The organism is Pseudomonas sp. MYb118, assembly GCF_040947875.1.
Lineage (GTDB): Bacteria > Pseudomonadota > Gammaproteobacteria > Pseudomonadales > Pseudomonadaceae > Aquipseudomonas.
The window spans coordinates 3004940-3018267 of sequence record NZ_JBFRXN010000002.1; the positions used below are offsets into that span (position 1 = coordinate 3004940).

Annotated in this window: 13 protein-coding genes; 12 read left to right on the top strand and 1 reads right to left on the bottom strand. The window is 61.5% G+C overall.

The window, feature by feature from the left end; genetic code table 11:
• Positions 1-134 precede the first annotated feature (134 nt).
• From ABVN20_RS19485 to ispD, 7 genes are all read left to right on the top strand, one after another.
• Positions 135-1082 (top strand): acetyl-CoA carboxylase carboxyltransferase subunit alpha, encoded by a 948-nt coding sequence (locus ABVN20_RS19485; protein WP_368557323.1) that lies wholly within the window; start codon positions 135-137, stop codon positions 1080-1082.
• Between the two features lie 137 nt (positions 1083-1219).
• The gene (gene tilS, locus ABVN20_RS19490; RefSeq protein WP_368557324.1) at positions 1220-2548 is read left to right on the top strand and encodes a tRNA lysidine(34) synthetase TilS; all 1329 of its coding nucleotides are present in this window, start codon (positions 1220-1222) and stop codon (positions 2546-2548) included.
• Positions 2549-2822: 274 nt separating this feature from the next.
• A complete protein-coding gene (locus ABVN20_RS19495) occupies positions 2823-4454 on the top strand; it encodes a CTP synthase (protein WP_368557325.1) in 1632 nt (543 codons plus the stop codon).
• Between the two features lie 5 nt (positions 4455-4459).
• A complete protein-coding gene (gene kdsA, locus ABVN20_RS19500; RefSeq protein WP_368557326.1) occupies positions 4460-5305 on the top strand; it encodes a 3-deoxy-8-phosphooctulonate synthase in 846 nt (281 codons plus the stop codon).
• Positions 5306-5462: 157 nt separating this feature from the next.
• Positions 5463-6752: a phosphopyruvate hydratase gene (gene eno, locus ABVN20_RS19505; protein WP_368557327.1), complete on the top strand. Its 1290-nt coding sequence runs from the start codon at positions 5463-5465 to the stop codon at positions 6750-6752.
• 158 nt (positions 6753-6910) lie between these two features.
• The gene (ftsB, locus tag ABVN20_RS19510) at positions 6911-7189 is read left to right on the top strand and encodes a cell division protein FtsB (RefSeq protein ID WP_008028992.1); all 279 of its coding nucleotides are present in this window, start codon (positions 6911-6913) and stop codon (positions 7187-7189) included.
• Complete coding sequence (gene ispD / locus ABVN20_RS19515) at positions 7186-7893, top strand: 2-C-methyl-D-erythritol 4-phosphate cytidylyltransferase (RefSeq protein ID WP_368557328.1); 708 nt, start codon at positions 7186-7188, stop codon at positions 7891-7893. Before ftsB ends, ispD begins: the two co-directional genes overlap by 4 nt.
• A 153-nt stretch (positions 7894-8046) precedes the next feature.
• On the opposite strand, the gene ABVN20_RS19520 is transcribed toward ispD, so the two are convergent.
• Positions 8047-8943, bottom strand: a complete 897-nt coding sequence (locus tag ABVN20_RS19520; protein WP_368557329.1) for a LysR substrate-binding domain-containing protein — start codon at positions 8941-8943, stop codon at positions 8047-8049.
• A gap of 107 nt (positions 8944-9050) precedes the next feature.
• Here ABVN20_RS19520 and ABVN20_RS19525 point away from each other — a divergent pair, with 107 nt between their 5' ends.
• Genes ABVN20_RS19525 through surE form a run of 5 tightly spaced genes read left to right on the top strand, consistent with a single transcriptional unit; the run spans position 9051 to position 13326 of the window.
• Positions 9051-10163: an S-(hydroxymethyl)glutathione dehydrogenase/class III alcohol dehydrogenase gene (locus tag ABVN20_RS19525; protein ID WP_368557330.1), complete on the top strand. Its 1113-nt coding sequence runs from the start codon at positions 9051-9053 to the stop codon at positions 10161-10163.
• 8 nt (positions 10164-10171) lie between these two features.
• On the top strand, positions 10172-11017 hold the full coding sequence (fghA, locus tag ABVN20_RS19530) for an S-formylglutathione hydrolase (RefSeq protein WP_368557331.1): 846 nt from the start codon (positions 10172-10174) through the stop codon (positions 11015-11017).
• 43 nt (positions 11018-11060) lie between these two features.
• Positions 11061-11534, top strand: a complete 474-nt coding sequence (gene ispF / locus ABVN20_RS19535) for a 2-C-methyl-D-erythritol 2,4-cyclodiphosphate synthase (RefSeq protein ID WP_010462780.1) — start codon at positions 11061-11063, stop codon at positions 11532-11534.
• Positions 11531-12589 carry a tRNA pseudouridine(13) synthase TruD gene (gene truD, locus ABVN20_RS19540; protein WP_368557332.1) on the top strand — a complete coding sequence of 353 codons (1059 nt, stop codon included), beginning with the start codon at positions 11531-11533 and terminating at the stop codon, positions 12587-12589. Before ispF ends, truD begins: the two co-directional genes overlap by 4 nt.
• Positions 12577-13326 (top strand): 5'/3'-nucleotidase SurE, encoded by a 750-nt coding sequence (surE, locus tag ABVN20_RS19545; protein WP_368557333.1) that lies wholly within the window; start codon positions 12577-12579, stop codon positions 13324-13326. Before truD ends, surE begins: the two co-directional genes overlap by 13 nt.
• Positions 13327-13328 lie beyond the last annotated feature (2 nt).

A 13328-nucleotide genomic window follows, 5' to 3' on the forward strand; every position in this document is an offset into this window, starting at 1 on the left:
GCAGTGCCATCACTTTGCCCTGATCCAAACCGATTTTTAATCTCGACCTGAACGCGCCTCTCCCTTAAGGTAGGGCGCGAATAGACAACCGGCCGGCCCAAGCTCTCTTGGTGGTCGACCCAAGACGGACGCCTATGAACCCGAATTTTCTAGATTTCGAACAGCCGATCGCCGACCTGCAAGCCAAGATCGAAGAGTTGCGCTTGGTCGGTAACGACAATTCGCTGAATATCGGCGATGAGATCTCCCGCCTGCAGGACAAGAGCAAGACCTTGACCGAAGACATCTTCGGCAAGCTGACCAGCTGGCAGATCGCGCGTCTGGCGCGTCACCCCAAGCGCCCATACACCCTGGACTACATCGAGCACATCTTCACCGAGTTCGACGAACTGCACGGCGACCGTCACTTCTCTGACGACGCCGCCATCGTTGGCGGTGTAGCGCGTCTGGATGACCAGCCGGTGATGATCATCGGTCACCAGAAAGGCCGCGAAGTGCGCGAGAAGGTTCGCCGCAACTTCGGCATGCCGCGTCCTGAAGGCTACCGCAAGGCCTGCCGCCTGATGGAAATGGCCGAACGTTTCAAAATGCCGATCCTGACCTTCATCGACACGCCGGGCGCCTACCCGGGGATCGACGCCGAAGAGCGCAACCAGAGCGAAGCGATTGCCTGGAACCTGCGTGTGATGGCCCGCCTGAAAACCCCAATCATCGCCACCGTGATCGGTGAGGGTGGTTCCGGTGGTGCACTGGCCATTGGCGTGTGCGATCAGCTGAACATGCTGCAGTACTCGACCTACGCGGTGATTTCGCCGGAAGGTTGCGCGTCGATCCTGTGGAAAACCGCCGAAAAAGCGCCGGATGCCGCCGAAGCCATGGGCATCACTGCCGAGCGCCTCAAAGGCCTGGGCATCGTCGACAAGGTCATCGGCGAGCCATTGGGTGGCGCTCACCGCGACCCGGCCGCTGCCGCTGCCTCGATCCGCGCTGAACTGAGCTCGCAACTGGCGATGCTCAAGAAGTTCGATAACGAAGCGCTGCTGGCCCGTCGTTACGAGCGCCTGATGAGCTACGGCCTGTAATCAGGCTTCGCTTCATCCCCTCCTGTGGGAGCGAGCCTGCTCGCGATTGCGGTATAACAGCCAACACATTTGTTGAATGTTAAGCAGCCATCGCGAGCAGGCTCGCTCCCACAGTTGTTTTGTGCGAGATGATGAATATGAGCCAGCCCATGCCTGATTTAGCTGCCCGGCTTCTGCAGAATCTCGCTCCGTGGCGCAATGCCGCAACCTGGCGCATCGCTTTCTCCGGTGGTCTCGATTCCACCGTCCTGCTGCACCTGCTGGCCTCGCTAGCTCGATCCCATCCTTTGCCGTCCCTTGCGGCCATCCACGTCCATCACGGGCTGCAATCCGCCGCCGATGCCTGGCCGCAGCACTGCCAGTCGGTGTGCGACGCCCTGGGTGTGCCGCTTCAGGTCGTGCGCGTGCAGGTGCTGCCTGGTGCCAGTCTCGAACGGGCCGCGCGTGATGCGCGTTATGCTGCGTTCGTGGGCACCACCGGGGCCAACGACGTGCTGCTGACCGGCCAGCACCGGGACGATCAGGCGGAAACCCTGTTGTTTCGACTGCTGCGTGGGGCAGGGGTCAGGGGGCTGTCCGGGATGCCGTATCAGCGTCCGTTGGGGCAGGGCTGTTTGCTGCGCCCGCTGCTCGATGTCACGCGGGCGGAGCTGGAAGCCTATGCGCTCGCGCATCAACTGCAATGGATCGAAGACCCCTCCAACCAGGATCGGCAGTTCTCCCGTAACTTCCTGCGCCATCAGGTGCTGCCCGTCATGGCCGCGCGTTGGCCACAGGCGGTGGCGAACATGGCCCGCAGCGCTGCGCACCTTGCTGAAGCCCAGGGCTTGCTGGATGAGCTGGCGCAGATGGACTTGGCGCCGGCCTGTACGGGCGGCGACTTCGATTGGCTCGGTCTGCCGTCACTGCAATTGTCAGCGCTTTTGTCGTTGTCCGAAGCTCGCCAGCGCAACGCCGTCAGTCATTGGCTCGCGCCCCTGACACGCTTGCCGGACAGCGACCATTGGTCGGGTTGGCAGGACCTGCGTGATGCCACCGGCGATGCCCGGCCGCTCTGGCGCCTGGCCGACGGCGAGTTGCATCGGGCCGGCGGGCGCATCTGGTGGCTGTCGGGGGCCTGGCTGCGATTGCCACCCGCGGCCAGCCGTTGGGACGAACCCGGCAAACCCCTGGTGCTGGCGGACAACGGTGTGGTGACCCTCTCGGGGCGGTTGCCCGCCGGGTCGCTGCATGTCCGCTATCGTCAAGGCGGCGAGGTCATGCAACTGCCGGGTCGCGGCCACCGCGATCTGAAGCGTTTGCTCAACGAACGCGGCGTGCCGGGTTTTGTCCGTGGCAGATTGCCGCTGCTGTATCGCGATGAGCAACTGCTGGCGGTGGCCAACCTGGCGGATTTGAACGGTGACGTGCAGGAGGGCTGGCGTTTGCATTGGCAGCCACCTTGCGAAGATCAAGGTTTGAGCTGAAAGGGGCTTTCCGGTAGACTACGCTCCCTTCTTGATACAACTTCTGTGGATTCGCCTGAATTGCAGGAGTTGCCGATTACCAAGCAGTCTTTGCTGGGCGATTCCAAAAAATGTGTAGCGAGCAACGAACCGGAGTTTCATCTCACGGTCTGTCCCAACGCGGCGGTTTTTTTGAAAGGTGCACTGTGATTAATGCAGGTGATCGGGGGCTTCGGCCTTCCTTCGCTTTCCCCGGCGGCTCGGACCGCTTTAACGCAGACTTCTAGGGTTTTTCATGACGCGCTACATATTCGTCACGGGCGGTGTTGTTTCTTCTTTGGGGAAAGGCATTGCATCGGCATCATTGGCGGCCATCCTGGAGGCGCGGGGGCTTAAGGTCACCATGCTGAAGCTGGACCCGTACATCAACGTCGACCCGGGCACCATGAGCCCGTTCCAGCACGGCGAAGTGTTCGTCACCCATGACGGCGCCGAGACCGACCTGGACCTGGGCCACTACGAGCGGTTCATCCGCACGACCATGACCCAGAACAACAACTTCACCACCGGCCGTGTCTACGAGCACGTGCTGCGCAAAGAGCGTCGTGGTGATTACCTGGGTGCGACCATCCAGGTCATCCCGCACATCACCGACGAAATCAAGCGCCGTATCATCAAGGGCGCCGGCGATGCCGACGTGGCGATGGTCGAGATCGGTGGCACCGTGGGTGACATCGAATCGCAACCGTTCCTGGAAGCCATCCGCCAGCTGCGTTTCGAAGTCGGCGCCAAGCGCGCGATGCTGATGCACCTGACCCTGGTGCCGTACATCGCCACCGCCGGCGAAACCAAGACCAAGCCAACCCAGCACTCGGTCAAGGAACTGCGTTCCATCGGCCTGCAACCTGACGTGCTGGTGTGCCGCTCCGATCACCCGATCGACGTTTCCTCGCGCCGCAAGATCGCGCAGTTCACCAACGTTGAAGAACGTGCGGTGATCGGCCTGGAAGACGCTGACACCATCTACAAGATCCCGGGCATCCTGCACTCGCAAGGCCTGGATGATTTTGTCGTCGAGCGTTTCGGCCTGCAATGCGGCGGTGCCGACCTGTCCGAGTGGGACGCCGTGGTCGACGCCAAGCTCAACCCTGAGCACGAAGTCACCATCGCCATGGTCGGCAAGTACATGGAGCTGCTGGACGCGTACAAGTCGCTGATCGAAGCGATGAGTCACGCCGGCATCAGCAACCGTACCAAGGTCAACCTGCGCTACATCGACTCCGAAGACATCGAAAACCAGGGCACCGCGCTGCTCGAAGGTGTCGACGCGATCCTGGTTCCTGGCGGCTTCGGCCTGCGTGGCGTGGAAGGCAAGATCACTGCCGTTCAATACGCTCGCGAAAACAAGGTGCCGTACCTGGGCATCTGCCTGGGCATGCAAGTGGCGGTCATCGAGTTCGCACGTAACGTCATGGGCTGGAAAGACGCCAACTCCACCGAGTTCGACCGCGCCAGCGGCCACCCGGTCGTGGGTCTGATCACCGAGTGGGAAGATGCCACCGGTGCCGTCGAAACCCGCACCGAAGCCTCCGACCTGGGCGGCACCATGCGCCTCGGCGCGCAGGACTGCCTGCTCGAAGCCGGCTCCAAGGTCCACGACTGCTACGGCAAGGACGTGATCGTCGAGCGTCACCGTCACCGCTACGAAGTGAACAACAAGCTGCTGCCGCAAATCATGGAAGCCGGCCTGAAAATCTCCGGTCGTTCCGGTGATGGCGCGCTGGTCGAAGTGGTTGAAGCACCGGATCACCCATGGTTCGTCGCTTGCCAGTTCCACCCTGAGTTCACCTCGACACCACGCGACGGTCACCCGTTGTTCAGCGGTTTCGTCAAGGCCGCCTTGGCTCAACACCAGAAGAAGGCTTGAACCCTATGGCGCAGAAGATCATCCGTGTAGGCGATATCGAGATTGCCAACGACAAGCCGATGGTGCTGTTCGGTGGCATGAACGTGCTGGAAAGCCGCGACATGGCGATGCAGGTCTGCGAAGAATACGTGAAGGTGACCGAGAAACTCGGTATCCCTTACGTGTTCAAGGCCAGCTTCGACAAGGCCAACCGTTCCTCCGTGACCTCTTACCGTGGCCCCGGCCTGGAAGAGGGCATGCGGATTTTCCAGGACATCAAGCAAGCCTTTGGCGTGCCGATCATCACCGACGTGCACGAGCCTGAGCAGGCCGTGCCCGTTGCCGAGGTCTGCGACATCATCCAGCTGCCGGCCTTCCTGTCGCGCCAGACCGACCTGGTGGTCGCCATGGCCAAGACCGGTGCGGTGATCAACATCAAGAAAGCCCAGTTCCTCGCTCCTCAGGAAATGAAACACATCCTGAACAAGTGCGTGGAAGCGGGTAACGATCAGTTGATCCTCTGCGAGCGCGGTTCGAGCTTCGGCTACAACAACCTGGTCGTCGACATGCTCGGCTTCGGCATCATGAAGCAGTTCGAATACCCGGTGTTCTTCGACGTGACCCACTCGCTGCAAATGCCCGGCGGTCGTTCCGATTCGGCCGGCGGTCGCCGTGCCCAGGTCACCGACCTGGCCAAGGCCGGCATGAGCCAGTCGCTGGCGGGCCTGTTCCTCGAGGCCCATCCGGACCCGGACAACGCCAAATGCGACGGCCCTTGCGCCTTGCGCCTGGACAAACTGGAGCCATTCCTGGCCCAGCTCAAGGCTCTGGACGAACTGGTGAAGAGTTTTCCGACGGTAGAAACCGCGTAACCTTCATTTCTCCGGTATCGTATCGCACGATTTAATGCTCAGGCCCTCGGGCCTGAGCATCATCGTCTGCAAGTCTGCCCCGCTGCACATCACTTGCCGACGGTCAAAGATTTCCTCTAGCTGCGTCGTTTTCGTCAACTTTGGAGTGGTTACAACAATGGCTAAAATCGTCGACATCAAAGGTCGTGAAGTTCTCGACTCCCGTGGCAACCCCACCGTGGAAGCGGACGTGCTTCTCGATAACGGCATCATCGGCAGCGCCTGCGCGCCGTCCGGTGCTTCCACTGGCTCGCGTGAAGCGCTCGAGCTGCGTGATGGCGACAAGAGCCGTTACCTGGGCAAAGGCGTCCTGAAAGCCGTTGCCAACATCAACGGCCCGATCCGCGACCTGCTCAAGGGCACCGATCCAAGCGACCAGAAAGCGCTGGACCTGGCGATGATCAAGCTCGACGGTACCGACAACAAGGCCACCCTGGGCGCCAACGCCATCCTCGCCGTGTCCCTGGCCGCCGCCAAGGCCGCTGCCCAGGACCAGGACCTGCCACTGTACGCCCACATCGCCAACCTGAACGGCACCCCGGGTGTCTACTCGATGCCGGTTCCGATGATGAACATCATCAACGGCGGCGAACACGCCGATAACAACGTCGACATCCAGGAGTTCATGGTTCAGCCGGTGGGCGCCAAGTCCTTCTCGGAAGGCCTGCGCATGGGCACCGAAATTTTCCATCACCTCAAAGCCGTGCTGAAGGCCCGTGGCCTGAACACTGCGGTGGGTGACGAAGGTGGTTTCGCGCCGAACCTGGCTTCCAACGAAGACGCCCTGAAAGTGATCTCCGAAGCCGTGGCCAACGCCGGTTACAAGCTGGGCACCGACGTGACCCTGGCTCTGGACTGCGCTGCCAGCGAATTCTACGAAGACGGCAAGTACAACCTGGCCGGCGAAGGCCAGGTGTTCACCGCTGAAGGTTTCGCCGACTACCTCAAAGGCCTGACCGAGCGTTACCCGATCATCTCCATCGAAGACGGTCTGGACGAGTCCGACTGGGCTGGCTGGAAAATCCTCACCGACAAGATCGGCGAGAAGACCCAGCTGGTCGGTGACGACCTGTTCGTGACCAACACCAAGATCCTGAAAGAAGGCATCGACAAGAAGATCGCCAACTCGATCCTGATCAAGTTCAACCAGATCGGCACCCTGACCGAAACCCTGGAAGCCATCCAGATGGCCAAGGCCGCCGGTTACACCGCCGTGATCTCGCACCGCTCCGGCGAAACCGAAGATTCGACCATCGCCGACCTGGCCGTGGGCACTTCGGCTGGCCAGATCAAGACCGGCTCCCTGTGCCGCTCCGATCGCGTCTCCAAGTACAACCAACTGCTGCGTATCGAAGAGCAGTTGAACGGCAAGGCCAAGTACAACGGTCGCGGCGAATTCCGCGGTTGATGTAAAGAAACAACGGATTATGTCGAAAAACTCGCTGCAATGAGGTTTTTGGCACTAATCTGATGCCTGAAAGCACAAGCCTGGTTCATCCAGGCTTCGTGCTATCAGACGATTTGTTTTGATATGGCTGTCTTTTTTCACTGGATACCCGGATTTCGATGCGCAGTCCCAATTGGTTGTTCCTCGTCCTGCTACTGCTTCTGGCTGGCCTGCAATACCGCCTGTGGGTCGGTAATGGCAGCCTGGCGCAAGTGGCCGAGCTGACTCAGCAGATCGCGGATCAACACGCCGAGAACGAAGGGTTGCTGGAGCGCAATCGGGTGATGGACGCCGAAGTCAGTGAACTGAAAAAGGGCATGGAGACCGTCGAAGAGCGGGCTCGCCATGAGCTGGGCATGGTCAAGGACGGTGAAACCCTTTACCAGCTGGCGCAATGAACACCGAACTACCGGCCTTCTGGGCCGTGATTCCCGCCGCGGGCGTCGGTGCCCGTATGGCCGCGGACCGTCCCAAGCAATATCTGCAACTGGGCGGGCGCACAATTCTCGAACACAGCCTTGGCTGTTTCCTCGATCACCCGGCCCTCAAGGGGTTGGTGGTCAGTCTTGCCGTTGACGATCCCTACTGGCCCAACCTGGCGTGCGCCGGCGATTCACGCATTCAGCGGGTGGACGGTGGCGCCGAGCGTTCCGGCTCGGTGCTCAATGCCTTGCTGCACCTGCATGCCCAGGGTGCTGGCGATGACGATTGGGTGCTGGTACACGACGCCGCACGGCCCAACCTGAGTCGGGAAGATCTGGACAAGCTGCTGGTCGAACTGGCGGACGACCCGGTCGGCGGCCTGCTGGCGGTGCCGGCCCGCGATACCCTCAAGCGTGTCGACAAGCACGGGCGTGTGGTTGAAACCGTGGATCGCAGCGTGATCTGGCAGGCGTATACACCGCAGATGTTCCGCCTCGGCGCGCTGCATCGGGCCCTGGCCGATAGCCTGGTGGCCGATGCTCTGGTCACCGATGAGGCATCGGCGATGGAATGGGCGGGGCAGGCACCGCGGCTGATCGAAGGGCGGTCCGATAACCTCAAGGTTACCCGGCCTGAAGACCTGGAGTGGTTGCGGCAGCGGTGGGCTAATCGGTTTTGATTGCTGGGGTGTCTGGGCTGCCGCCATCGCGAGCAAGCTCGCTCTCACAGAGTTTCCAGTTGAATTCAAACTCACCAACAACACCGGACACTGTGGGAGCGAGCCTGCTCGCGATGGCGGCAGACCTAACAACCCAAATCTTCTGACTACCGTCTAACCCCGATACTCAGGCCGCTGCGCCAACCCTTCCTTCAAGTAATCCACCAACTTGCGCACCTTCGGCGACAGATGCCGCTGCTGTGGATAAAGCGCCCATACCGCCGTATTCGGCGGCTGATGCGCCTCGAGCAGTGAAATCAACGCACCACTCTTGAGGTGCTCAAGCACGTAATAGTCCGGCAACTGACACAACCCCACCCCCTGTAACGCCGCATCCAGCACCGCCTGGCCACTGTTGCAGCGCCAGTTTCCCTGTACGCGCTGGGAAAATTCCCGCCCGTTCTGCTCCAGTTGCCAGAGGTCCGAGCTGCCGATCAGGCAGTTGTGGCGACTCAGTTCCGACAGGCTGTGGGGGCGGCCGTACCGTTCCAGGTAGGACGGTGACGCGCACAAGTACATGCGTCGCGGCGCCAGTCGCGTGGCCACCAGGCGCGAGTCCTGCAATCGACCCAGGCGGATCGCCAGGTCCAGCCCCTCATGCACGAGGTCGAGCTGGCGATTGGTCAGCTCGATGTCGATGCGCAGTTGCGGATACAGGCCCATGAACCGCGTCACCAGCGGCACGATGAAACGCTCGCCATAGGCCACGGCGCAGGTCATGCGCAACATGCCCTTGGGCTCGCTGGCGAGATCGCCGACCGCGCGCAGCGCTTCTTCGCGACCATCCTGCAAACGCTGGCAATGCTGCAGGAAGGTCTGCCCGGCCTCGGTCAGCGTGACGCGGCGGGTGCTGCGATACAGCAAGCGTGTTTGCAGGCGCTCTTCTAGGCGCGCGATCTGGCGACTGATGTGCGAGGAGGACACCCCAAGTCGTTCGGCGGCAGCGGTGAACTGGCTGCATTCGGCGACGGCGACGAACTCGTCGATGCCTTCCCAGCGATTTTCCGACATCAATGATTATCCCTGTGCAGCAATAATGTTTTGCTTTCGCCTGGATTATTCACTGTAGTGCGCTGTATTACACTCCTTGTCTCGTTTTTATTCACTGGAGCATTCCCATGATCAAGTCGCGCGCCGCCGTTGCCTTCGAGGCCAAGAAACCGCTGGAAATCGTTGAAGTCGATGTCGCCATGCCCAAGGCCGGGGAAGTGCTGCTGCGCGTGGTGGCCTCCGGTGTCTGCCACACCGACGCCTACACCCTGTCGGGCGCTGATCCGGAAGGCATCTTCCCGTCGATCCTGGGGCACGAAGGTGGCGCCGTGGTCGAAGCCATTGGCGAGGGCGTGACCTCCGTTGCCGTCGGCGATCATGTGATCCCGCTGTACACCCCGGAATGCCGCCAGTGCAAATTCTGCCTGTCGGGCAAAACCAACCTGTGCCAGGCGATTCGTGCGACCCAGGGCAAAGGCCTGATGCCGGACGGCACTTCGCGTTTCTCCTACAAGGGCGAAACGATTTTCCACTACATGGGTACTTCGACGTTCTCGGAATACACCGTGCTGCCGGAAATTTCCGTGGCCAAGATCGCCAAGGAAGCGCCCCTGGAAAAAGTCTGCCTGCTGGGCTGTGGCGTCACCACCGGTATCGGTGCCGTGCTCAACACCGCCAAGGTCAAGCCGGGTGACACCGTGGCCATCTTCGGCCTCGGCGGTATCGGTCTGTCGGCGGTCATTGGTGCGGTCAAGGCCAAGGCGGCGCGGATCATCGCCATCGACATCAACCCGGCCAAGTTCGAGATCGCCAAGCAACTGGGCGCGACCGACTGCGTGAACCCGAAAGACTTCGATCGTCCGATCCAGGAAGTCATCGTCGACATGACCGACGGCGGCGTCGACTTTTCCTTCGAGTGCATCGGTAATGTGCAACTCATGCGCGCCGCGCTCGAGTGCTGCCACAAGGGTTGGGGCGAGTCGGTGATCATCGGCGTGGCCGGTGCCGGCCAGGAAATCGCCACCCGTCCGTTCCAGTTGGTGACCGGTCGCGTATGGCGCGGTTCGGCTTTCGGTGGCGTGCGTGGCCGTACCGAGCTGCCAAGCTACGTGGAAATGTCCGAAACCGGCGAAATCCCGCTGGATACCTTCATCACCCACACCATGGGCCTGGAAGATATCAACAAGGCTTTCGACCTGATGCACGAAGGGAAAAGCATCCGTTCCGTCATTCATTTCTGAGGTGGGTCATGAGCCTGGAAAACATTTCCTGCCAGAAAAGCTTCGGCGGCTGGCACAAGCGTTATCGCCATCGCTCTGAAACCCTCGGCTGCGACATGGTGTTTGCCGTGTACCTGCCTCCGCAAGCGGAGCAGGGCGGCAAGTTGCCGGTGCTGTACTGGCTGTCCGGCCTGACCTGCACCGACGAAAACTTCATGCAGAAGGCCGGCGCCATGCGCATGGCCGCCGAGCTGGGGTTGATCATCGTCGCGCCGGACACCAGCCCCCGTGGCGCCGATGTGCCGGGTGATCCGGATGGCGCCTGGGACTTCGGTCTCGGTGCCGGGTTCTATCTGAATGCCACGCAGGAACCCTGGGCGCGGCACTATCGGATGCATGACTACGTCGTGCAGGAACTGCCGGCGTTGGTCGAAGCGCATTTCCCGGCTTCGGACAAGCGCGGCATCAGCGGTCACTCCATGGGCGGTCACGGTGCGCTGGTGTGTGCGCTGCGCAACCCGGGGCGTTACCTGTCGGTGTCGGCGTTCTCGCCGATCAACAATCCGATGGACTGCCCGTGGGGGCAGAAGGCCTTTTCCCGCTACCTGGGTGAAGACCGTTCGAAATGGCGCGAATGGGATGCCTGTGCGTTGATCGCCGAGGCCGATGAGAAGCTGCCGCTGCTGGTCGACCAGGGCGATCGTGACGATTTCCTCGCCAACCAGCTCAAGCCCGACGCCCTGCAACAGGCGGCGAAGCAGGCCGGTCACCCGCTGACATTGCGTCTGCAACCGGGCTACGACCACAGCTATTTCTTCATCGCGAGTTTCATTGACGATCACTTGCAGCATCACGCGCATGCTCTAGGTGGTTAATGCAGGTAGAATCACGCCCTGACAAAAATCGGGGCGTTTTTTTATGCGTATTGGCCACGGCTATGATGTGCACCGTTTCGCTGAAGGCGATTTCATTACACTGGGTGGTGTGCGCATTGCACACGGCTTCGGTCTGCTCGCTCACTCCGACGGTGACGTCCTGCTGCACGCCCTGAGCGATGCCCTGCTTGGCGCCGCTGCGTTGGGCGATATCGGCAAGCATTTCCCCGACACAGACCCTACATTCAAAGGCGCCGACAGCCGTGTGCTGTTGCGTCACGTTGTCGCGTTGATCCATGCCAAGGGCTGGAAGGTCGGCAACGTCGATAACACCATTGTTGCCCAGGCGCCGAAAATGGCGCCGCATATCGAGTCGATGCGCGCGCTGATCGCCGCGGATCTTCAAGTTGAACTGGATCAAGTGAACGTGAAAGCCACCACCACTGAAAAGCTCGGTTTTGTCGGTCGTGAAGAAGGCATCGCCGTGCACTCCGTTGCCCTGTTGCTGCGCGCATGAACGAACTGCAATTGCTCGGCCCTCGGGCCTACGGTGACGCCCTCGGTACAGCGGTACTCAAAGCCGTCGCCGAAGACTTCCAGGTCGATGAAGTCCTGAATATTCCCTTGAGTGGTGATGGCGAACACCTGTGGATCTGGGTGGAAAAACGCGGCCTGAATACCGAAGAGGCGGCGCGGCGGATCGCCAAGGCCGCGGGCGTGCCATTGCGCACCGTCAGTTATGCCGGACTCAAGGATCGCCAGGCGCTGACGCGCCAGTGGTTCAGCGTGCAACTGCCGGGCAAGGCAGACCCTGACCTCTCGGCGGCGGAAAACGATACGCTGAAGATCCTCACCACCCGCCGGCACAAACGCAAGCTGCAACGCGGTGCTCACTCGGCCAACGGTTTCACCTTGCGCCTGACGCAGCTGGCCGGCGACAAGGCCGCCATCGAAGAGCGCCTGCAATTGATCGCCAGGCAAGGCATCCCCAATTATTTCGGCGCCCAGCGTTTTGGTTTCGACGGCGGCAACGTGGTCGACGCCCGTGGCTGGGCGGCGCGCAAGGCCCTGCCGGAGCAGCGCAATGTACGTTCGCGCCTGCTTTCCGCCGGCCGCAGTTTTCTGTTCAACCAGGTGCTGGCGGCGCGTGTCGCGGATGGAACCTGGCAGCAGGCACAGGTGGGCGATCTGCTGGCGTTCACCGACAGCCGCAGTTTTTTCCCGGCCGGTGAGGCCGAGTGCAACGACCCGCGCCTGGCGATTCTCGACCTGCACCCGACCGGCCCGCAGTGGGGCGAAGGTGACTCGCCGGCGGCGGGCGCTGTCCATGAACTGGAACAGGCCATCGCTGCGCGCGAAGCGGATCTGCGCGATTGGTTGATTAACGCCGGTATGAGCCACGAACGTCGCATCCTGCGGCTGCCCATTGGTGGGTTGACGTGGCATTATCCCGAGCCTGACATTCTGCAACTGGAATTCGTCCTGCCGGCCGGATGCTTCGCCACCGTATTGGTGCGTGAACTCGTCGATCTGGTGCCGACAGGGCAGACGGACAGCCCATGCGTATTCTGATTTCTAACGACGATGGGGTAACCGCACCCGGTCTTGCCGCGCTTCATGCTGCGCTGGCGGATTACACCGAGTGCGTGGTTATCGCCCCGGACCAGGACAAAAGCGGTGCCAGCAGTTCGCTGACGCTGGATCGTCCGTTGCACCCGCAAACTTTGGCCAACGGTTTTGTCAGCCTCAATGGCACTCCGACCGATTGCGTGCACCTGGGCCTCAACGGCCTGCTGGAACGCGAACCGGACATGGTGGTTTCCGGCATCAACCTGGGGGCCAACCTGGGCGATGACGTGCTGTACTCCGGTACGGTGGCCGCGGCGCTCGAAGGGCGTTTCCTGGAGAGACCGTCGTTCGCTTTCTCGCTGGTTTCACGGCAGGTCGAGAACCTGCCGACAGCCGCTTACTTTGCGCGCAAACTGGTGCAAGCCCACGCCGAACTCGACCTGCCACCGCGCACGGTATTGAACGTGAACATTCCCAATCTGCCGCTGGACCACATCCGTGGCATCCAGCTCACTCGCCTCGGCCATCGGGCCCGCGCCGCAGCCCCGATGAAGGTCGTCGACCCGCGTGGCAAATCCGGCTACTGGATCGCCGCGGCCGGGGACGCCGAAGACGGTGGCGCCGGTACCGATTTCCATGCGGTGATGCAAGGTTATGTGTCCATCACGCCCCTGCAACTGGATCGCACCTTCAATGATGCCTTCCGAAGCCTCGACGGCTGGCTGGAGGGACTGCGCTGATG